At 72.6% G+C, this 20,945-nt stretch carries 17 protein-coding genes; 9 read left to right on the forward strand and 8 right to left on the reverse strand.

From position 1 onward, the window contains the following. Positions 1-3 precede the first annotated feature (3 nt). Positions 4-411, forward strand: coding sequence for a peptide-methionine (R)-S-oxide reductase MsrB (gene msrB, locus OHA73_RS32390; RefSeq protein WP_266715118.1), 408 nt, complete (start codon positions 4-6; stop codon positions 409-411). Between the two features lie 22 nt (positions 412-433). Here msrB and OHA73_RS32395 read toward each other — a convergent pair whose 3' ends face one another. From OHA73_RS32395 to OHA73_RS32405, 3 genes are read right to left on the reverse strand one after another with little or no spacing between them, the layout of a single operon-like run. Beyond that, positions 434-1,102, reverse strand: a complete 669-nt coding sequence (locus tag OHA73_RS32395; RefSeq protein WP_327658567.1) for an ADP-ribosyltransferase — start codon at positions 1,100-1,102, stop codon at positions 434-436. Between the two features lie 43 nt (positions 1,103-1,145). Continuing rightward, positions 1,146-2,405 carry a cytochrome P450 gene (locus OHA73_RS32400; RefSeq protein ID WP_327656790.1) on the reverse strand — a complete coding sequence of 420 codons (1,260 nt, stop codon included), beginning with the start codon at positions 2,403-2,405 and terminating at the stop codon, positions 1,146-1,148. Further along, positions 2,402-3,178, reverse strand: a complete 777-nt coding sequence (locus tag OHA73_RS32405; RefSeq protein ID WP_267068824.1) for an alpha/beta fold hydrolase — start codon at positions 3,176-3,178, stop codon at positions 2,402-2,404. The genes OHA73_RS32400 and OHA73_RS32405 overlap by 4 nt, the downstream gene beginning before the upstream one ends. Before the next feature lie 133 nt (positions 3,179-3,311). Here OHA73_RS32405 and OHA73_RS32410 point away from each other — a divergent pair, with 133 nt between their 5' ends. After that, positions 3,312-4,145: a pentapeptide repeat-containing protein gene (locus tag OHA73_RS32410; protein WP_327656791.1), complete on the forward strand. Its 834-nt coding sequence runs from the start codon at positions 3,312-3,314 to the stop codon at positions 4,143-4,145. 20 nt (positions 4,146-4,165) lie between these two features. Here the strand turns inward: OHA73_RS32410 and OHA73_RS32415 are convergent, their stop codons facing one another. Next, a complete protein-coding gene (locus tag OHA73_RS32415; RefSeq protein ID WP_323187223.1) occupies positions 4,166-4,795 on the reverse strand; it encodes a chorismate mutase in 630 nt (209 codons plus the stop codon). Between the two features lie 178 nt (positions 4,796-4,973). Here OHA73_RS32415 and cyc2 point away from each other — a divergent pair, with 178 nt between their 5' ends. From cyc2 to OHA73_RS32440, 5 genes are all read left to right on the forward strand, one after another. Beyond that, entirely contained in the window at positions 4,974-7,214 is a 2,241-nt protein-coding gene (gene cyc2, locus OHA73_RS32420) for a germacradienol/geosmin synthase Cyc2 (RefSeq protein ID WP_327656792.1), read from the forward strand. 198 nt (positions 7,215-7,412) lie between these two features. Continuing rightward, a complete protein-coding gene (locus tag OHA73_RS32425; protein ID WP_327656793.1) occupies positions 7,413-8,909 on the forward strand; it encodes a transposase in 1,497 nt (498 codons plus the stop codon). Between the two features lie 455 nt (positions 8,910-9,364). Next, positions 9,365-10,018, forward strand: a complete 654-nt coding sequence (locus tag OHA73_RS32430; RefSeq protein WP_327656794.1) for a S1C family serine protease — start codon at positions 9,365-9,367, stop codon at positions 10,016-10,018. A gap of 146 nt (positions 10,019-10,164) precedes the next feature. Then, positions 10,165-11,301, forward strand: coding sequence for an aminopeptidase P family protein (locus OHA73_RS32435; RefSeq protein WP_266715125.1), 1,137 nt, complete (start codon positions 10,165-10,167; stop codon positions 11,299-11,301). Positions 11,302-11,307: 6 nt separating this feature from the next. Continuing rightward, on the forward strand, positions 11,308-12,213 hold the full coding sequence (locus OHA73_RS32440) for an aminoglycoside phosphotransferase family protein (RefSeq protein ID WP_327656795.1): 906 nt from the start codon (positions 11,308-11,310) through the stop codon (positions 12,211-12,213). 89 nt (positions 12,214-12,302) lie between these two features. On the opposite strand, the gene treZ is transcribed toward OHA73_RS32440, so the two are convergent. Both treZ and OHA73_RS32450 read right to left on the reverse strand, forming a co-directional pair. Then, complete coding sequence (treZ, locus tag OHA73_RS32445; RefSeq protein WP_327656796.1) at positions 12,303-14,069, reverse strand: malto-oligosyltrehalose trehalohydrolase; 1,767 nt, start codon at positions 14,067-14,069, stop codon at positions 12,303-12,305. Between the two features lie 147 nt (positions 14,070-14,216). Next, positions 14,217-15,137 carry a GNAT family N-acetyltransferase gene (locus tag OHA73_RS32450; RefSeq protein WP_266715128.1) on the reverse strand — a complete coding sequence of 307 codons (921 nt, stop codon included), beginning with the start codon at positions 15,135-15,137 and terminating at the stop codon, positions 14,217-14,219. Between the two features lie 119 nt (positions 15,138-15,256). On the opposite strand from OHA73_RS32450, the gene OHA73_RS32455 reads away from it, so the two are divergent. Then, on the forward strand, positions 15,257-15,808 hold the full coding sequence (locus tag OHA73_RS32455) for a DUF1707 and FHA domain-containing protein (RefSeq protein WP_267068819.1): 552 nt from the start codon (positions 15,257-15,259) through the stop codon (positions 15,806-15,808). Positions 15,809-15,823: 15 nt separating this feature from the next. On the opposite strand, the gene OHA73_RS32460 is transcribed toward OHA73_RS32455, so the two are convergent. Then, a complete protein-coding gene (locus OHA73_RS32460) occupies positions 15,824-17,065 on the reverse strand; it encodes a M14 family zinc carboxypeptidase (protein WP_266715130.1) in 1,242 nt (413 codons plus the stop codon). Positions 17,066-17,400: 335 nt separating this feature from the next. Here OHA73_RS32460 and OHA73_RS32465 point away from each other — a divergent pair, with 335 nt between their 5' ends. Next, positions 17,401-18,504, forward strand: a complete 1,104-nt coding sequence (locus OHA73_RS32465; protein ID WP_327656797.1) for a cytochrome P450 — start codon at positions 17,401-17,403, stop codon at positions 18,502-18,504. On the opposite strand, the gene treY is transcribed toward OHA73_RS32465, so the two are convergent. After that, complete coding sequence (gene treY / locus OHA73_RS32470; RefSeq protein ID WP_327656798.1) at positions 18,464-20,920, reverse strand: malto-oligosyltrehalose synthase; 2,457 nt, start codon at positions 20,918-20,920, stop codon at positions 18,464-18,466. The genes OHA73_RS32465 and treY overlap by 41 nt on opposite strands. Between the last annotated feature and the right edge of the window lie 25 nt (positions 20,921-20,945).

The following is a 20,945-nucleotide window of genomic DNA, read 5'->3' on the forward strand; positions in this document are numbered from 1 at the left end:
CACATGTCGTACGACGTCGAGAAGCCGGACGAGCAGTGGCGCACGGAACTGAGCCCGGCGGAGTACGCGGTGCTGCGCCAGGCCGGCACGGAGCCCGCGTTCGTCGGTGAGTACACCGACACGAGGACGAAGGGCGTCTACGCCTGTCGCGCGTGCGGCGCCGAGCTCTTCACGTCCACCGAGAAGTTCGAGTCGCACTGCGGCTGGCCGTCCTTCTACGACCCGAAGAACACCGACGCCGTGGAACTCATCGAGGACCGCACCCACGGAATGGTCCGCACCGAGGTGCGCTGCGCGCGCTGCGGATCGCACCTCGGCCACGTCTTCGAGGGCGAGGGATACCAGACGCCCACGGATCAGCGGTACTGCATCAACTCGATCTCACTCACGCTGAGCCCCGAGGGGGAGTGAGCACCGGCGGTCCCGGCGGCGCTCAGCGCGCCGCCGTTGCCGCCGTCACCGGCCGGAAGCCCGGGTTGCTGACGCAGTCCGACATGCTCTCGGTGTTGGTCTCCTTGTTGATCGGGCACGCGCCGATGACGAAGCGCGACGCGACCCCGCCGGGGAAGGCGACCTCGACCTGGTCGGCGTACTTGTGCGTGTCGCCGATCGTCTCGTTGACGTCGATGCCGTTCGGGGCGTCGATGTAGTAGTTGTACGCGCCGCCCCGCATCCACTTGGTCCACTTCTTAAAGAGGTCGTGGTCCCGGGTGGTGGAGACGAACGGCGACGGCTGGTTCTTCAGTACGTACTGCTCCAGGTCGTACTGCCCGGTCGTGACGTCCTTCGCCTCGAAGCCCTCCTTGAAGATGACCGCCGGGGCGCGCCCGTCCGCCCGGTACAGCGTCTGGCAGTCGTTCCGGTACTCCGGGTCCGGCGAGATCCTCTCGAGCGGGACGCGGTCGATGGCCGCGTAGAGGCGGTCCGGGACGACGGGACAGGAGGAGGGCGCGGCCTTCGCCACGGAGGTCGCGGACTTCGTGGTGTCGACGTCCGGGGCACTGGCCGTGGCCGACGGCGCGGAAGCGAGGGCCAGCACGGACACCACGGCGGCGGGCAGGGCGGCGAGGCGGCGCGCGGTACGAGGGATCTTGTTGATCATCATGAGCAGAACCTTCGGGGGCCGCGACCAAGATCCCTGCCAATCACCGGATCGTGGGCGTGTGCGGGTGGCACACCCGTAGTTCCTTGATCCCGTTGATGAAGTTCGACACCAGGCGCTTCGGTGGGGCCGCGAGTGTCAGGGTCGGGAGAGACCGGCCCACTTCCTCGTACAGCGCCTGTAGTTGAAGGCGGGCGAAGTGGGCGCCCAGGCAGACGTGCGGACCGTCTCCGAAGGAGACGTGGGGGTTCGGGGTGCGGGCCAGGTCCAGGGTGAACGGGTCGGGGAAGACGCGTTCGTCGTGGTTGGCGGAGGCGTGGAGGACGACCACCTTGTCGCCGCGCTTGATGTGGGCGCCCGCCAGGGTCGTGTCCTCGGTCGCCGTGCGGCGGAAGGTCAGGACCGGTGGGTGGCGGCGCAGCAGCTCGTCGAGCGCGAGCGTCAAGTCGGCTTTTCCCGTGCGGAGTTGTTCGTACGCGGGTGGGGACTCGGCCAGCAGGGCGAGGCCGCCGGGAGCGGCGCTGCGGACCGTGTCGTTGCCGGCGATCGTCAGCAGGAAGAAGAACATCTGGCGTTCGGGCGGGGTGAGATCGGGGTCCGCGGCGAGCGTCGTCATGATGTCGTCGGCCGGGTGGGCACGCTTGTGGGCCGTCAGCTCCTCGGCGTACGCGAACATGTCGGCCAGTGCGGAGGGGGAGCGGGGGTTCACCGGTGGGCCGCTTGTCTCTGTTGCCTCGTCCGGGTCCTGGTAGCCGATGACGCGGCGGGTCCAGTGCAGGAGCAGCGCGCGGTCGGACTCCGGGACGCCCAGGAGGTCGGCGAGGTTCAGGAGGGCGTAGTCGTCGGTGACCGTGGTGACCAGGTCCACTGTGTCCGTGTTCTTGTTGTCGTTGTCGTGAAGGGCCTTGTGCAGCAGGGATCTTGCCCGTTGCCGTGCTGATTCCTCGAACGCCGCCACTCGGCGCGGCGTGAACGCCCGGCTCACCAGGCGGCGCAGCCTGCCGTGGGCCGGCGGGTCCTGGTTGAGCATCATGCCGCGGATGAACGGGAGGTCCGCCGGGTCCGGATCGCGGATCTGGGTCGCGCCCAGGTGCGAGGAGTACGCCGACGCGTCCTTGAGGACCCGGACCACGTCCGCGTGCCGGGTGACCGCCCAGAAGCCGGGGCCCTCCGGCCAGCCGAGGACCGCGGGCTCCGGCTGCCAGGCCACCGGGTGGTGGTCGCGCAGCGTCCGGTAGCGGTCGTGCGGGACGCCACGCGCGTACAGGCGCGGGTCGAAGACGTCGGGGACGACAGGCGTCACGAGCCGTCCGCCCGCAGGAAGTCCTCCATGACGCGGATCAGCGCGAGCGGCGCCTCGTCCATCGCGTAGTGGCCGCACACGGGGAGGTCGACGAGCTCCCCGCGGGTGAACCAGGCCAGCCACGTCGAGCGCATCAGGGGCGCGGCAAGGGCCGGGTCGAGCTGCCCGGTGATCGCGAGCGCGGGGACCGTACAGGGGTCCAGGTCCGCGTGGAAGTCGTCGCCGGTCCACGAGTCGAGCCAGGCCCGGAACGCCTTGGTGTCGCTGCACGCGAACGAGCGCTCCACCATGCGGTCCAGCCACGCGGCGGGGCGTACGCCGCCCGTCGTGACGTCGATGATCGCGCGGCGGTTCGCGGGGGAGGTGTCGGCCGTCACGAACAGCTCCCGCTGCTCGGGCGTCATGGGCAGACCGGACGCCGGGACCGGGGACACGCCCACGACGCGGCGCACCCGGCGCTGCGCGGTCGCCACCACGCGCTGCGCCACCGTGCCGCCCATGGAGTGCCCGATCAGCGAGAACCGCTCCCAGCCGAGCCGGTCCGCGAGGTCGAGCACGTCCGCGGCGCCCTCGGCCGTCGTGTACGCGCCCGGCGTCTGCTTCGCCTCCCCGTAGCCGCGCAGGTCCACGAGCGCGTACTGGAAGGAGGTGCGGTCGAGGTCGGCCACGATCGGCGCGTAGGCGGCGCGGTCGGCGAACCAGCCGTGCACCGCGATCACCTTGTGCGGGCCGTCACCGTGCAGTTCGTACGGCAGGACGAAGGAGGAGGCCACGTCGACTCCCAAGGGTGTGGGACTTCGGGCGGTGCGGGACGCCTCCAAAGGTGGCGCGGGGCCGGGCCCGGCCACAAGGGGGCGCACGCGCGCGTGGCGGCGTGCGCCGTGGCCGATCGGCGACAATGTGGGGGTGACCTCCCCCGACGCCCCACCCGACCGCCCCGACCTGCGCGCCGATTGCGCCGACTGCTTCGGCCTGTGCTGCGTCGCCCTCCCCTTCGCCAAGTCGCACGACTTCGCGCACGACAAGAACGCGGGCACGCCCTGCCGCAACCTCCAGCAGGACTTCCGCTGCGGCATCCACGCGAGGCTGCGCGACGAGGGCTACCCCGGCTGCACCGTCTTCGACTGCTTCGGTGCGGGCCAGAAGGTCTCCCAGGTCACCTTCGAGGGCGTCGGCTGGCGTGAGCGGCCCGAGAGCGCCAGGGCCATGTACGAGGTCTTCCCGGTCATGCGCCAACTGCACGAGCTGCTCTGGTACTTGAGCGACGTACTGGAGCTGAGAGCGGCCGGTGCCGTGCACGACGACGCCCGGCGGGCCCGCGAGGACATCGAGCGGCTGACCCGCGCGCGCAGCGACGAACTCGTCGCCGCCGACGTGCCGACCATCCGGGGCGACGTGAACGCCCTTCTACTGAAGGCAAGTGAACTGGTGCGCGCCGACGTGCCCGGCGCGCTCGGCCGCAAGAAGAACCACCGGGGAGCCGACCTAGTAGGCGCGCGTTTCAAAAAGGCCGACCTACGGGGCGCCAATCTCCGCGGCGCCCTCCTTGTAGCCGCGGATCTGACGGCCGCAGACCTCCGCTCGGCCGACCTGATCGGCGCGGACCTGCGCGACGCCCGGCTCGCGGGCGCCGACCTCACCGGGGCGCTGTTCCTCACCCAGGCGCAGGTGAACGCGGCCCGCGGCGACGCGGCCACCCGCATCCCTGCGGGCCTGCGGCGCCCGGCGCACTGGGCGTAGGTCCCGGCCCCGAGCGGGGCTCAGGAGGCGCACACCGAAGGCAGCGCCCGCGCAAGGCCCTTGAGGTGGAGTACGTCGAACCCGCGCGCGTGGGCGTCGTGCAGCGCCGCTGCCGTGAGCAGCGGCCCGCAGGCGGGGGAGGTGCGCACGGGGGCCACCGCCCGCAGCGCGTCCAGGAGCTGCGTCGTGATGCGGTCGAGCTGCGGGCGCACCTCCGTGGCGAGGTCGGGGCGCTCGGTCGGGCGCTGCTCGGGGTGGGCGTCCCAGCGGGCGTAAAGACCGCGCTGCACCACCTTGTTGGCCTCGATCTGATCCCGGAAGACGGACTGCGTGAACGCCGGGTCGATGCCGAGGTCCGCCGAGCGCTTCGCCACGTCGTCGAGGATCTGCTGCTCGCGCGCCGGGTCGTCGATCGGCGCGTCCGTGCCGTACTTGGCCGCCGCGACCTTGTCCGCGAGCGCGAGCCGCTCCGTGGCGAGCGAGGTGATCGCGGCGAGGGCGCGCGGGTTGGCGTGGGCGGTCTGCGATGCGGTGGCGGGTGCGGCCGGGGCCGCGGAAGCCGGGAGGGCCGCCCCGCCGAGGGTGAGCGCGGTGGCGGCGCCCAGGGTGACCAGGCAGCGGGCGGCGGTCGACGTGGTCCGGATGCGCAACGTGGGTCCTTCGCTTCGTACGGGCAAGGGGTGCAGGCAGTGCAAGAGGTGCCCCTGTTGTGTATCAGGCGGCACGTCTTTCCCTGAACGGGCGCCGTTCAGTCCCCGGTTCACGCGATGGTGCGATCATGTTCCGCCCCGCGGATGCCGGTTGACGGCCACGGGTAGGGCGGCGCTCATGACACACGAGTCCACACAGCCCTTCCACCTGCCGCGCTTCTACATGCCGTACCAGGCCCGGCTCAATCCGCACCTGGACGAGGCGCGGGCCCATTCCACGGTGTGGGCCCGCGAGATGGGGATGCTGGAGGGCAGCGGTGTCTGGGACCAGGGCGACCTCGACGCGCACGACTACGGCCTGTTGTGCGCGTACACGCACCCGGACTGCGACGGCCCGGCGCTCTCCCTGATCACCGACTGGTACGTGTGGGTCTTCTTCTTCGACGACCACTTCCTGGACATGTTCAAGCGCACGAACGACCGCGCGGCCGGCAAGGCGCACCTGGACCGGCTGCCGCTGTTCATGCCGATGGAGCTCGACACCCCCGTGCCCGAGCCGGAGAACCCGGTCGAGGCGGGCCTCATCGACCTGTGGCGGCGCACCGTGCCCGCCATGTCGATGGAGTGGCGGCGCCGCTTTGCGGAGTCGACCGAGCACCTCCTGAACGAGTCGATGTGGGAGCTGTCCAACATCAACGAGGGGCGGATCTCCAACCCCGTCGAGTACATCGAGATGCGCCGCAAGGTGGGCGGCGCCCCCTGGTCGGCGGGCCTGGTGGAGTACGCGACCGCCGAAGTCCCGGCGTCCGTGGCCACGTCGCGGCCGCTGCGCGTCCTCATGGAGACGTTCTCCGACGGCGTGCACCTGCGCAACGACCTGTTCTCCTACGAGCGGGAGGTCATGGACGAGGGTGAACTCTCCAACGGCGTCCTGGTGTTGGAGACCTTCTTCGGCTGTACGACACAGGAGGCGGCGGAAGCCGTCAATGATGTGCTGACCTCGCGGCTGCACCAGTTCGAGCACACCGCGCTGACCGAGGTGCCCGCGCTCTCCGTGGAGAAGGGGCTCACACCGGACCAGGTCGCCGCGATCGCCGCGTACACGCGCGGCCTTCAGGACTGGCAGTCCGGCGGCCACGAGTGGCACATGCGCTCGAGCCGCTACATGAACAAGGAGGCCGCCGCGCAGGCTGCTCCGTCCCTGGGCGCGCCGAGCGGGATCGGCACCGGCACCGTCGACGTACGGGCGCTGCTCGCCGACGTCGGTGCCGAGCGCCTGCGCGCGTACACGCACGTGCCGTTCCAGAAGGTCGGCCCCTCCCTGATCCCCGACATCCACATGCCGTTCGCCCTGACCCTCAACCCGGAGCTCGACGGGGCCCGCGCGCGGCTGCTCCCGTGGATGCACCGGATGGGCATCCTCGCGGAGGGCGTCTGGGACGAGGACAAACTCCGCGCCTACGACCTGCCGTTGTGCGCGGCGGGCCTCGACCCCGACGGCTCACCGGAGGCGCTCGACCTCAGCTCCCAGTGGCTCGCCTGGGGCACCTACGGGGACGACTACTACCCGCTGATCTTCGGACACCGCCGCGACCTGGCCGCCGCCAAACTGTGCACCGCGCGGCTCTCCGCCTGCATGCCCGTGGACGGCGAGGAGATCCCGCCGCCGACCAACGCCATGGAGCGCGGACTCGCCGACCTGTGGCGCCGCACCACGGCCGCCATGACCCCGCAGCAGCGGCGCACCCTGAAGGACGCCGTCGAGGTCATGACGGCGAGCTGGGTGTGGGAGGTCGCCAACCAGCTCCAGAACCGCATCCCCGACCCGGTCGACTACCTGGAGATGCGCCGCGCCACCTTCGGCTCCGACCTCACCACGAGCCTGTGCCGCATGGGCCACGGGCCCGCCGTGCCGCCCGAGGTCTACCGCACGGGCCCGGTGCGTGCCCTGGAGAACTCGGCGATCGACTACGCGATGCTGCTCAACGACGTGTTCTCGTACCAGAAGGAGATCGAGTTCGAGGGCGAGATCCACAACGCCATCCTGGTCGTGCAGAACTTCTTCGGCGCCGACTACCCGACGGCGCTCGGCATCGTGAACGACCTCATGACGCAGCGCATGCGGCAGTTCGAGCACATCGTCGACCACGAACTCCCCGTCCTCTACGAGGACTTCGGCCTCGACCGCGAGGCGCGCACGGTCCTCGACGGCTACGTAGACGATCTGCGGAACTGGATGGCGGGCATTCTCAACTGGCACCGGGAAGTGGACCGCTACCGCGACGCGTGGCTCTCACGCCGCGCCCACGGCTTCGTCCCGGGCCGCGTTCCGGCACCTCCGGTTCCGATTGGTTTCAACAACCACACGTCCGGATGGGGCGGTTCGGGGAACTTCGCTGGGACACCAGCCGTCTTGTGAGGTCGTGGATCGGGTGTCGTTGCGCCATCGACCTTTCGGGCATAGCCCAGGCCGTTGGCCGGCCCCAGGGGCTGTGGGGCGGAGTCGGGAACGGGAGTTCGTGCGCCGAATGGGTGACCTGAGGGTGGGTGCGTCGTTGAACCACGCGATGGTCTTCGGCGTGGTGAAGGGCGGGCGAACGGGGTGGTCGGAGCGGTGATGCGCAGCGCGTCGGGCTTGCGGGTGTTGTCCCCGCCCCGCCTGGCCCGGCATGCCGGGGCGATGGCGCTGAAAACGCGGCTGCGGCTGTCCGAGCGGGACGCGGAGGTTCTGGCCGGACTGGGGGAATTCCTGGATCGGCTGGCGGGGGCGGATCTGGCGGAGCGAGTGCGGCTGGGCACTGGGCATACGCTGGAGGATTTCGCGCGGCGCAAGCGGGAGTTGAGCGCGATCACCTCGGCCCGTTGGGCGGGCACCATCGTGCGCGGCAGCAACGACCAGTGGGTGCTGGCCCGCCGTGCGCAGGCCGACGACCTGAAGCAGCTGACACGGGCGATCGAGGTTATCCGAGGGCGGCTGGCAGTACCGGTGGCCGCCTGCGACATCAAGACCCGGGTGGCGGGCTACCCGACCCAGGCCGTCCGCGCCGCCAAGCAGCGCCGTCTCGCGCACCTCACCGCGCGCGCCGCCCGGCTGCGAGAGCAGCGGCGGGCCGGGAGGGTGAAGATCGTGCGCGGCGGCAAGCGTCTACTCAAGACCCGCCTGCGGTTGGAGCCGGCCGGGCTGGACGAAGCAAGTTGGCGGGAGCGGTGGAGGCAGGCGCGCACCCGGATCGAGGCGGACGGCGAGTCCGGCAAACGCCACGGCAACCAGACCATCAGCATCAGCCCGGACGGCGTCGTCACCATCAAGCTGCCGGGCGAACTTGCCGCCCAGCATGCCGATGTGGTGGACCGCTACGGGCGCTACACCCTGGATGCCCGCGCGGCCTTCGCGCATCGGGATGCCGAGTGGCAGGCGCAGGTGAAGGCGCACCGCGCGGTCGGCTACACGGTCACGTTCGAGTGCGGGCGCTGCTATCTGACAGCCGCCTTCACCCCGCCCTCGAACGTGCTGCCCGAGGGGGCGGACGATGAGGCGTTCTTGGCCGCCGTGCGGGCCCGCGGGGTGATCGGTATCGATCACAACGCCGATCACCTCGCCGTGTGGCGTCTGGACGTGCACGGCAATCCCGTCGGCCGCCCGACCCGCATCGAGGTCGACTACGCCGGTTCCACCTCCCGCCGCGATGCGCAGATCCGGCACGCCTGCTCCGCCCTGCTCCGTCAAGCGCGCCAGTCGGGGGCGGGGGCGTTGGTGATCGAGGACCTCGGGTTCGCCATCGGCCGGGAGGAGTGCGGCGGGTGTGGCAGGCGGGGCCGGGTGTTCCGGGCCACGGTGGCGGCGATGCCGACGGCGAAGTTCGCGGCCCGGCTCCTCGCGATGGCTCACCGGGCGGGACTGTCGGTGATCGTCGTCGACCCGGCGTACTCCAGCCGCTGGGGCGCCCAGCACTGGAAGAAGACCACCAGCACGGCAACTCATCAGACGTCCGGTCATGACGCTGCGGCGATCGTGATCGGCCGACGCGGCCAGGGACCGTGCACACGATGCACGCCGCCGAAGAGAGAAGGCAACGGCCCAGCCTGCCGAAGACCGTCCGCGGCAGGCCACTGACGTGCAGTCCTGGACGCAGGGCTCACTTTGACTCAGTGGATAGGAACGGTGTTCTTTACTGTGACCGAAATCTTCGAGCGCATCACGGACAAGCTGGCAAGAGACGAAATCGCGCCGCCGCACAACGAGAAAGACCCCAGAGGTCACACGGGCTGACCCACCCGACCTGCCGCGTGCGTGACGGCCGCCCGCGCCAGCGCCTGCACGATCGGGTGCGGGCGGCTGCCGTCACCGGACAGCTCCGGCTGGAACAGCGTCGCGACGAAGAACGGGTGCTGCTGCGGCGGAGTTCGTGACGGCGCTGACCGGATAAGCCGCTGATCGGCGGCCCCAGGGGGCGCCGGCGTTCGAGCCGGCCCCGGCACTCTCACTCGTTCGTGGATCGTCGTGGGCGTGCGCGGAGGGTAGGGCTCTGGCCGTGGCCGAGTGGGCCAGGGACCGGAGGCGGGCGACCCATGGAACAGACTGCGTTGCGTCCCAAGTCGATGCCGGGAACCGGGGGCAGGGCATCGACCACGACGTCGACGCCGGAGCCGTCGGCCGGCCCGCTGACGGGGCCCGGTCCTGAGCCGAAGCCCGGCAGGCCGGGCGCCGCCCAGCAGCTCGGCAGGCGCCTGTGCAGCGTGCTGTGCGGCCTGCTGTGCGCGGTCGTGCTCGTCCTCGCGGGCATCGGCCTCGGCACCGTGGGAGCCACCGTCATCGGCATGAGCAAGCTCGCCGAACTGAAGCGGCAGGCCCCGCCCGCGGCAGGGCCCGCGACCCCGCCGCCGAGCAGCCCCGCCGCCACGCCGGGACCCACCACGGCGCCCGCACAGCCCGCGGCGCCCCTGCCGAGGGGCGGGCTCGGCGTGGAGGTCGTCGACGCCCCCAAGGCACCCGGCGCGCTCGTCGTGGCCGTGCACGTCCCGGGCCCCGGCTACACCGGCGGCCTGGTCCGCGGCGACGTCCTGGTGGGCCTCGGCGGCCGGCGCGTCGGCTCCGCGCTCGACCTGGCGGCGCACGTGGCCGACGTCGCGGACACCCGACCGGGACGACAGGTCGTGGTCACGGTCCGGCACGCGAACGGGGAGCTGCAGAAGCTGGCGGTCACCCCCGGGGTGGTCACGTGACGGCCGTATTCGGCGCGCGCCCCGCCCACGGCGCCTGAAATCATGGGCAGAGGTCGGTCTCGCGCCGCCCCGCGCCGCCGGGCAGGATGGCTGCCCGTACGACGCCCGCACTCCCACAGGCGCCCACCCGTACGAAAGGCCAGGACATGACGACCGGTACCCCCGCGCCCTTCACCGCCGCCGACTACAAGGCCCGCATGGACCGTGCCGCGCAGTCCGCCGCCGACGCGGGGCTCGCAGGGGTGCTGGTCGCGCCGGGCCCCGACCTCGTATGGCTCACCGGCTACCACGTACCGGCCGACACCGAGCGGCTCACCCTCCTCGTGCTCGCGGCCGACCAGGAGCCCACACTCGTCGTGCCGACCCTGGAGGCGCCCGACGCCGCCAAGGCCGCGGGCGCCGACGCGATGACGCTGCGCGACTGGACCGACGGCAAGGACCCGTACGACGTCACCGCCCCGCTGCTCAGGTCGGTCGGGGGTCCGGGCCGCTTCGGGGTGAGCGACAACGCCTGGGCGATGCATCTGCTCGGCCTGCAGAAGACCCTGCCCGAGACCTCGTACGTCTCGCTCACCGAGGCCCTGCCGATGCTGCGCGGCGTGAAGGACGCCGCCGAACTGGAGCGCCTCGCCGCCGCCGGCGCCGCGGCGGACGCCACGTACGAGGAGATCAAGAAGGTCGCCTTCGCGGGCCGCCGCGAGAACGACATCGCCGGTGAACTGTCCGATCTGCTGAAGCGGTTCGGGCACTCGCAGGTCGACTTCACCGTCGTCGGCTCGGGCCCGAACGGCGCCAACCCGCACCACGAGGCGAGCGACCGCGTCATCGGACACGGCGACATGGTGGTGCTCGACTTCGGCGGCCTCAAGCACGGCTACGGCTCCGACACCACCCGTACCGTGCACGTCGGCGAGCCGACGGACGAGGAGCGCAAGGTCCACGACATCGTCCGGGAGGCACAGACCGCGGCCTGTGACGCGGTACGCCCCGGGATCGCCTGCCAGGACGTCGACCGGGTCGCCCGCAAGGTCATCACGGACGCCGGGTACGGCGAGTACTTCATCCACCGCACCGGGCACGGCATCGGCGTCACCACCCACGAACCGCCCTACATGATCGAAGGCGAGGAGCAGGAGCTGGTGCCGGGCATGTGCTTCTCCGTCGAACCCGGCATCTATCTGCCGGGCCGGTTCGGCGTCCGCGTGGAGGACATCGTGACCGTCACCGAGGACGGCGGTCGGCGTCTCAACGCGACGGCGCGCGAGATGGCGATCGTGGGCTGAGCGGCCATGCCGTCGACGCCGCGGCAGCCCACTGCCGACGCCGTGCGCTGCGTCCTGGAGGCGATGCTTCCGGACGGCGGCACTCCGGAGGTGCGCCCCGTCACCGAGGGCGGCGAGCACTCCACGTGGTGGGTGGGGAAGGCGCACGTGCTGCGCCTCGTCACCGACGGGGCGATGTCCGCGCGGTTGCGCCGCGAGGTGCGCCTCCGTGATCTCGTACGTCCCCACGTCCCGGTCGCCGTGCCCGCCTCCGTCGCGACGGGGGAGTGGGCGCCCGGCCTCGCCTGCACGCTCGACAAGCGGCTGCCCGGGGAGTCCGCAGAGGTCAGGGACGTCACCGCGGCCGGCGAGGAGGATCTCGCCGGGCTGCTCGCGGGGCTGCGCGAGGTGCCGGTCGCGCGGACCGTTCCCGTCGGGGTGGCGAAGGTGCCGCCGCGCTCACTGGAGAGCCTGCGCCGCGAGGCCGGCGCCGCGGCCCTGAAGCTCGACGCGGACGGCGAGTTCGAGGCCGAGCGGCTCGATCAGCTCGCCGCGCGGGCCGTCGCGCAGCTCGTCCCGCAGCCCGAGGCCGTACTCGTCCACCACGACCTCAAGGGCGAGCATCTGACCGTGTCGACGGACGGCCGGGTGCGCGGCGTCCTCGACTGGGCCGACGCGGTCGTCGGTGACGCCGCGGAGGACATCGCCGGGCTCACGATCGCGGTGGGCGCGCGTGCCGCGGTCCGCTCCGCGACGCTGGCGGGGTACGGACCGCGGTCGTGCCTGCGGGGGCTGTGGCTGGCCCGGTGCGATGTCCTGGTGCGGCTCGGGGACCGGCTGTACGGCGCGGACGACAGCCCCGAGAGCCTGCTGCGGGTGCAGTTGGAGCGGGCGTGGGAGGCGATCCTGCTGGAGCTGGTGTCGGAGGGCTGAGCCGGAGGGCGGCGGCGGGACGGAGGGCCGGGCCCGCCCGCTCTCCGGCCCGCCGCCCTCCGTCCCTGTGCGCTTCTACGGTTGCGCTTCTACGGCGCCACAGCGACCACGCAGGACTCCGCCGGGACCGTCAGCACGCCGTCCCTGCCCGGCAGTTCCACCGGCTCCCACGTGGCGAGCAGCCGCGCCACAGGACGCCCCAGCGGAATCGACACCGGCACGTCCGACAGGTTCACAGCCACCCGTAGATCGCCGCGCCGGTAGGCGATCCACCTCGCCCGCTCGTCGTACGCGACCTTGACCGCGGCCAGATCCGGGTCCCGGAGGTCGGGGCGGGCGCGGCGCAGGGCGATGAGTTCGCGGTACCAGGTGAGCACGCGCGCGTGGTGGCCCGTTTCGCGCTCCTCCCAGTTCAGACAGGAGCGCTCACGGGTGGCCGGGTCCTGCGGATCAGGGATGTCCTCCTCGGCCCAGCCGTGCGCCGCGAACTCCCGCCGCCTGCCCTTGCGTACGGCTTCGGCGAGGGCGGCGTCGGTGTGGTCGGTGAAGTACTGCCAGGGCGTGCTCGCGGCCCACTCCTCGCCCATGAACAGCATCGGCGTGAACGGCCCGGTGAGCACGAGCGTCGCCGCGCACGCGAGCAGTCCGGGACTCACGAGCGAGGAGAGGCGGTCGCCCTGCGCCCGGTTGCCGATCTGGTCGTGGGTCTGCGTGTAGGCGAGCAGCCGGTGCGCGGGGACGGTGGTGCGGTCCAGCGGGCGGCCGTGGCGGCGGCCGCGGAACGTCGAGTACGTGCCGTCGTGGAAGAAGCCGTGGGTGAGCGTCTTGGCGAGCGAGGCCATCGGCTGCCGCGCGAAGTCCCCGTAGTAGCCCCGCTGTTCACCGGTGACGGCCGCGTGCACGGCGTGGTGCACATCGTCGTTCCACTGCGCGTGCAGTCCGAGCCCGCCCTCGGAGCGCGCGGTGATGACGCGCGGGTCGCCGAGGTCGGACTCGCCGACCAGGAACAGCGGCCGCCCGAGGTCTTCGGCTAGCGCGTCCACGGCCGCCGAGAGCTCCTCCAGGAACGGCAGGGCGCGCCGGTCGTGGAGCTCGTGGATCGCGTCGAGCCGCAGCCCGTCGATCCGGTAGTCGCGCAGCCAGGCGAGCGCGCTGCCGATCAGGTACGCGCGTACCTCGTCGGAGCCGGGCGCGTCCAGGTTCACCGCGCTGCCCCACGGCGTGTGGTGCGTGTCCGTGAAGTACGGGCCGAAAGCGGGCAGATGGTTGCCGGAAGGGCCCAGGTGGTTGTGCACGACGTCGAGCACGACACCGAGGCCCTGTTCGTGCGCGCTGTCGACAAAACGCTTCAGCGCCTCGGGCCCGCCGTACGGCTCGTGCACGGCCCACGGGTCGACCCCGTCGTAGCCCCAGCCGTGCCGGCCCGGCATGGGGCACAGCGGCATCAACTCCACGTGCGTGATGCCCAGGTCGGCGAGGTGGCCGAGCCGCCCCGCGGCGGCGTCGAGTGTGCCCTCCTGCGTGTACGTGCCCACATGGAGCTCGTACAGGACCGCTCCCGTCAGTCCGCGCCCGGGCCACTGGCCGCGCCACGCGTACCGCCTGTGGTCGACGACGGCGCTCAGCCCGTCCGGGCCCTCGGGCTGCCGCCGCGAGCGCGGGTCGGGCAGCACGGGTCCTTCGTCGACCGCGAAGCCGTACCGCGTGCCGTCCACGGCCTCGGCCCGGCCGGACCACCATCCGTCGCCGCGGTACGGGTCCCGCGCCAACGCGCGCGTGGTGCCCTGTTCGTCTTCGGCGCCCCGTATGTGGAGCGTTACCTGCTCGGCCTGTGGTGCCCACACCTCGAACTGCACGGACCGTTCCCCCTCGTGACCGGATGCCTGCCGACAGTGACGGCTGAGTCCCATGGTGCGTCAGTTGTGATCGACGCGGGGCCGTTTTGCCTCGCTGGGGCACGCGTCACACGAAGTCGAGGCTCTGCCGCACGAAGTCGGCGCCCGTCACACGAAGTTGATGCGCTTCTGTGCCACCGGGTACCCGGCCTTCGCGAAATTCGCCGCCATGGGGAAGTTGCCCTCGTCCGTGGCCGCCGCGATGAACTCGGCGCCCCGCTCGGCCAGGAAGTGCGTCGTCTCCACCAGGAGGTCGTACGCGTACCCGTGCCCGCGCTGTTCGGGCACCACGCCGATGAACCCGACACAGGGGCCCGCGGGATTGTGCGCGGGCACATGGAGGCCGACGAGCTCGCCCTCCTTCGTGTACGCCAACTGCAACCACTCGCGGCCCGCGGGGAACCAGTGGAAGAAGTCCAGCTCCTGGCGCGCGGCCCGGTCGGAGCCGCTCTCCTCGATGGCCGCCCGCGAATGCGCGTCCAGCGTCCCCGAGTGCACGCGCCGCAGCACGTCCAGGACGGCCTCGTCGTCGGGCTCGGGGCGGAACTCCAGGCGGCCGGGCCGCTCGGGCAGACCGTCCCCCGGAGTCCACCGATACCGAAAACGCTCCACCAGGAAGCGCATGCCCGCGTCCTCGACCGCCGCCCTGCGCGGCTCGACCGCGGCCACGACCTCCGGCCGCTCGCGCCAGTCGGGCGGCAGCAGCAGGTCGAACTCGGTGCGGAACGGTGCCCTCCGCAACAGCTCGGCGCCCGCCGCGGCCTCGCCCTCGGCGACGTCGAACCAGTCCAGGGCCACGGGCCGCTCGTCGTCGGGACCGCCCCACCACGCCGCGCGGGCCACCACACGGTCGCCGCGCAGCGCCACCCAGGTCCACTCGGGCCGGTACTCGCCGCCCTCGCCGACGGTGCGGTACACGGATCCGACGAGGGCGCGGCCGACCAGGCCGGGATCGTCGAGGGAATGGAAGAGGCGGGCGTCGGCCTCGGTGAGAGCACGCACGACAAGGGGCAGGACTGTCGAGGTCAAGAAGTCTCCTTGGGGAGCGGCCCGTTGGTGGCCGCGGCGCGCCGAACGTAACAGCGCGGGGTGGCCCACGCTCCCGGTTTTCTGGACACCTCGGCCTCCGCTGCCCGACAATTCCCTTTGTGACGTCCTCTTTTGAACACCACACGTACCCGGCTCGGCTCTCCGACGCCGAGCGGGACCGTGCGCTGAAGGTGCTCAGGGACGGCGTCGCCCTCGGTCGGCTCTCGCACGACACGTTCGTGCGCCGCATGGAGCTGGTGTTCACCGCCCGGCGGACCGAGGACCTCGACCGGCTCACCGCGGATCTGCAGCAGGAGAGCCGCTGGTCGCGGGCGCTGTTCGGCACCGTGGGGGCGGTCTCCGGGTTCACCGTGCGGCTGCGCAGGGCGTGGACCGTGGAGCGGCTGCCGAAGCTGCTCCTGCCGCCGGCCGCGTCCCCGTACCCGCTGCGCATCGGCCGCGACCCGGCCAACGGGCTGCGGCTGAGCCACGACACGGTCTCGCGGGTGCACGCCGAGCTGAGCCGGCAGGCCGGCGTGTGGGTGCTGCGCGACCTCGGCTCGACCAACGGCACGTCGGTGAACGGGCGCAGGGTGATCGGCGCGGCCGTCGTGAAGGACGGCGATCAGGTCGCCTTCGGCCGCATGGCGTTCCGGCTGTCCGCAGACTGACCCGGGGGCGCCTGCTCACCCGCGCGCGTGCCGCACCGCCGCCACCGTCGTCCGCGCCTGATGCTCTATCTGGTGGGCCACCGGCACCCACCGCGCCCCGAACCGCTCGGCGTACGCCTCGCACCACCGGGTGACGAGGGCGTCGAGACGGGGCGCCGCCTGGTCGTCGGCCTCCACCAGGACCCGCAGGAGCATCGCCGCGGCCCGCAACGGAAGCCGCCGGGCGAACGCGTCGATGCTGCCGACGTACGCCATCGTGGCGCCCGGCGGCGGCGGTTGGACCCAGTCGTCCGCGAGCCCCGGCACCAGGCCCAGGGCCCAGCAGGCCGCGCCGAGGAGCGGACCGCCGGTGTCCGGGAGCCGCGGCATGGCCTCCGTGAGGATCTCCTCCACGAGCCGGGTGTCGCGGCTGAGCCGGGCCGACAGGCGCCGCAGCGCCCGCTCGGGCGCGGGATGCGGGGCCGGGTCGTCCACCAGGTCGCTGGCCCACATCGGGACCTCCACGATCGCCGTGGAGCCGCCGTAGCGGTGCGCGTGGTGCCACGTCGACAGACGGGCGTCGTCGGGCAGGCTCGGGAACGCGGCCTGCGCGTCCAGGTCCGGCATCACATGGACGCCGCGCCCCGACGTCGGCCAGCCCGCCGCGTCCGACGCCCCGGTCTCCACCGGTATGTGCAGTTCGGCGGCCGACTTGGCGAAGGGCTCGGCGAGCCCCGGTATGTCCCGGGTCAACTGCACCCAGCTGCCGCCCAGTTCGGTGCCGTGCAGGGACACCTGGAGGTAGGGCCGCACCTCGTCGATCACGCCGACCAGGGTCTTCGTCTCCGGAGGAAGCCGGTCCGGGGGCAGCACCGACGGCGACCACTCCGGCTGCTCCGCGCCAGTGGGCCTGAAGAAGCCCCGGTGGTAGTCGAGCAGCGAGTGCGGCTCCGGAGCGTTGTGCAGGGCCGCGCCGTCCGGGTCCGCGCACAGCAGGAAGTGCCAGGCCCGGTCGGTTCGCAACTCCTGGTCGAAGAGCGCCTTTTCGGCCAGGTGCAGCGCCGTGGAGCCGCCCGTGGGCTCATTGGCGTGCGCCCCGGCCACGATGAGGACGGCGCGCTTGTCGTGCCCTATGGACAGCAGGTGCAGGGGGCGCCCCCCACGCGACGTCCCGACCTGGCGTAGGCGACACAGGTCAGGTCGGTGAGACGTCAGCTCCCGCGCTGACTGGACCAACTCGGCCGAGGTGGGGTACCGCTGCTCCGACAGGTGACTCACCCCCGTTGGTGCTCCCGGCGTCAGCAATCCGCAGTACCCCATGCTCCGCTCCATGTGTCAAGAAGGCCTATACAGCGGCCCCGGGCCGCTCGGCAGGGGAGAGTTCACGCCACCTCGGCCCCGTGCAGGTCAGACCCGTACGTCACCCTGAGTCACCGCTGTCACTCGGACAGTGGAACGGAGGCTGCGTGACGAAGGCCTCGGTGGTGCGCTGGGAAGAGCGGCGCGCAGCGACCGGTGCGCGCCCCGGTACAGAGTGGAGTCCCGCGGTGCTGTGCCCTTCCGGACCGGTCTCGTATCCCGACGCATCGGGGTCCTACCCGCGCGCGGGGTCCGTGACGCAGCCCCCGAGCCTCGCCGCGCCGCGGACCGCCCACGATCCGTTCCCGCTGTACCGCACCCTGCGGACCACGCACCCGCTGCACCTCGACAAGCCCTTCGGCGCGTTGCTCCTCAGCCGCTACGTGGACGTGCGCACGGCGCTCGCCGATCCCCGGCTGGTCGCCCCGCCGCCCGGCCGTACCTTCGCGCACCTGGAAGCGGACACGCACGCCGCCCAGCGCGCGCTCCTCGCCCCGGCCCTCCAGGGGCGCGCGTTGGCCACCCTGAAGGCGAGCGTCGAACGCACCGCCTACGTGCTCGCGCGCCGCCTCACCCGACGCCATGAGGCCGACCTGGTCGAGGGGTTCTGCCACTGGCTGCCCACCGTGGCCGTCGTCCGCGCGCTGGGCCTGCCCTACGAGGGCACCGCCCACGTCGCCGCCCTGTGCCGCGCGGGGCTCACTCACCTGGGCGGCGCCCCGGACGCCCTGGACGCCTTCCTGCGCCCGCAGATCGCCCGCCGCCGCGCCCACCCCACGAGCGACCTCCTGGGCGCCCTGTGCGCCGCACGGGCCGATGGACGGCCGCTGTCCGACGACACGGTCTGCGGGCTCGCCGCGACGTTCCTCGGCGCGGGCGGGGACGCCACCGGCAGGGCCCTGGCCGCGCTCCTCGCCAACCTCCTCGACCACCCCGAGCAGTTGGCGCTGGTGCGGGCCCGCCCCGAACTCGCCGACGCCGCCTGGGCCGAGTCGCTGCGCCGCGATCCCGCCGCGCACGTCGTCCTGCGCCGGGCCCTCGCGCCTGTCCCGGTGAGCGGCGGCACGATACCGGCGGGCGCCACGGTCGCGTGTCTGGTGGGAGCGGCGGGCCGGGACGCGGCCCGGTTCGCCGACCCCGACCGCTACGACCTGTTCCGCGCGGCTCCCGGGCAACTGGCCCACGGCACAGGACGGCACCGCTGCCCGGGCGTCCAACTCGCCCGCCTCACCGCCGATGCGGGCCTGCGCGCCCTGCTGGCGGCGCTGCCGTCGATGGCGTGGGCGCCGGGCTTCAGGCCCGCCTACGAGGGCCTGCTCACCCGCTCTCCCGCAGCTCTCCACGTACGTCTGCGATGAGGGCTCGCAGGACCTCGCCCTCGCTCTCGCCCTCTGCCTCGTCGCTGCTCTGGTCGGCGCGGACGAGGAGCGCCACAGGGAGATGCTCGAAGAGTTCCGCCACGCGCGCGTGCCCGCTGAACCGCCTTCCTGGTGCGAGGAGTTCGACCCACTCGCCCTCGGGAAGCGCGAGTTGTGTCGAGCGCCATCCGCCGGCGTCGGCGAGCCGCAAGGAGAGTCGGGTCGCCGCCACGACCACTTGGCCCGAGCGCGCGTAGGCGACGCAGTGCGCCTCGCCGGGGCCCTCGGCGCGCAGCGGCTCGTAGGTGGCCGCGCCGCCGAACCACTCGGGGTGCGCGCGGCGCAGGCGCAGCGCGCACCCGGTGAGCTCGGCCTTGGCGCTGTGCTCCTTGGGGGCGAGCCGGGCGGGCGCACGGTTGTCCGGGTCCACCAGGGCGCGGTACTCGTGCTCCGTGCCCTGGTAGAGGTCGGGAACGCCCGGCATCGTGAGGTGGACGAGGGCCGCGCCCAGGATGTTCGCGCGCACATGGGGCCCCAGATCGTCCATGAAGCGCAGCACCTCGTTGCCCGGCGGGCCGCACGGGCCTGACGCCACGAAGTCCTCCACCGCGCGTTCGTAGTCCGCGTTCTGCTCCGTCCACGTCGTGAAAAGCCCCGCCTCGCGCGCGTGCTTGAGCATCGCGGTCCGCAGCCGCGCCGGTTCCGCGGGGCCGAGCCCGGCCACGGTCTGCCAGGCGGCCCATGCCAGCTGCGGGTCGGGCGCGCTCGCGCCGCCGCCCCGCGCGGTCCGCCCGGTGACCTCCGCGAGGAGCGCCTCCCACCGTTCGGGGCACTGCGTCAGGACCGAGACGCCGGCCCGCACGTCGGCGCTGCGCTTCGTGTCGTGCGTCGACAGGACCGTCGACGTATAGGGCCAGTCGCGCTGCACGCGCGCGCAGTACGCGTGGAACGCCTCCACGGACACGGCGGGGTCCCCGGGCGAGCCGCCCACCTCCAGGGCCGACAGGAGCGGCGTGAACCGGTAGAACGCCGTGTCTTCCACCGACTTGGCCCGCAGCGCCGAAGCGGTCTGCGCGAACCGTGCGCGGAACGCCGTGTGCGCGGGGCCGGTGCCGCGCCGCCCCAGCGCCAACTCCCGTACGGCGTCGACCGCGCGGGCCTCCTCGGGCACCGTGAACGCGGCCTTCGCCTCGCGCGCCGCGGACGCCGTCAGAACGGTCTCAGGGGGCACGCCACCGGTGGCGTAAGGCCGGTACACCGGAACCCGCACCAGAAGCTCGCACAGCGCCGTACGCAGCGCCCAGGGGGCGTGGTCGCGCAGCCCCGGTTCCTCGGCGCACAGCGCGGCGGCCTCCCGCGTCAGCCGGTCCACCTCGGTGGCCAGTTCGTGCGCGACGACGCGGTGCGCTGCGCGCCGCACGGTCGCGGGCCAGTGCCCGCCCCGGTCCGCCGCGGCCCCCGTGAACCGGCGGAACAGGCCCAGGAGTTCGTCGGACCCGGCCGGGTCGGTGAACAGCCCGTCGATGTGCCGCAGCGCGTCGTACCCGGTGGTGCCGGCCACGGGCCACGCGGCGGGCAGCCGCTCCTCGTCCTCCAGGATCTTCTCGACGACGGTCCACCGGCCACCGGCCGCCTCGCTCAGGCGCTGCAAGTAGGCGCCAGGGTCCGCGAGTCCGTCGGGGTGGTCGATCCGCAGCCCGTCGACGACGCCCTCGCGCAGCAGCGCGAGCAGCGTGCCGTGCGTCGCCTCGAAGACCTCCGGGTCCTCCACCCGCACGGCGATCAGATCCGAAATGGTGAAGAAGCGCCGGTAGTTGAGCTCGGTACGGGCGAGGCGCCACCACGCCAGGCGGTACCACTGGGCGTCGAGCAACTGGAGGAGCGGCAGGGACGCCGTGCCCTCGCGCAGCGGAAACGCGTGCTCGTAGTAGCGCAGTACGTCGCCGTCCACCTTCAAGTGCGGTAACTCATCGCCTATATGGCGGCCCAGGACCGGCAGCAGCACCCGGCCGTCCTGCGCCTCCCAGTCGATGTCGAACCAGCGCGCATACGGAGACGAGGGGCCGTCGCGCAACACGTCGCGCAGTGGCCGGTTGTACGACACGGCCGCCGCCATGTGGTTGGGCACGAGGTCCACGACCAGGCCCAGACCGTGCCCGCGCGCCGTCCGGGCGAGGTCCCGCAGGCCGTCCTCGGCGCCCAACTCGGCGCGCACGCGCGCGTGGTCGACCACGTCGTAGCCGTGCGTCGAACCAGGGACCGCCTCCAGGATCGGTGACAGGTGCAGATGGGAGACCCCCAAGGAGGCCAGATACGGGACCGCTGCCGCCGCGGCGGCGAACCCGAAGTCCGGTTGCAGCTGGAGCCGGTACGTCGCCGTGGGCGTCGCGGGCGGCATCGGTTGCTGAGGCGTCATGCGAAGGTACGTACCCGCACCGCCG

The sequence above is a fragment of the Streptomyces sp. NBC_00483 genome, assembly GCF_036013745.1.
Taxonomy (GTDB): domain Bacteria; phylum Actinomycetota; class Actinomycetes; order Streptomycetales; family Streptomycetaceae; genus Streptomyces.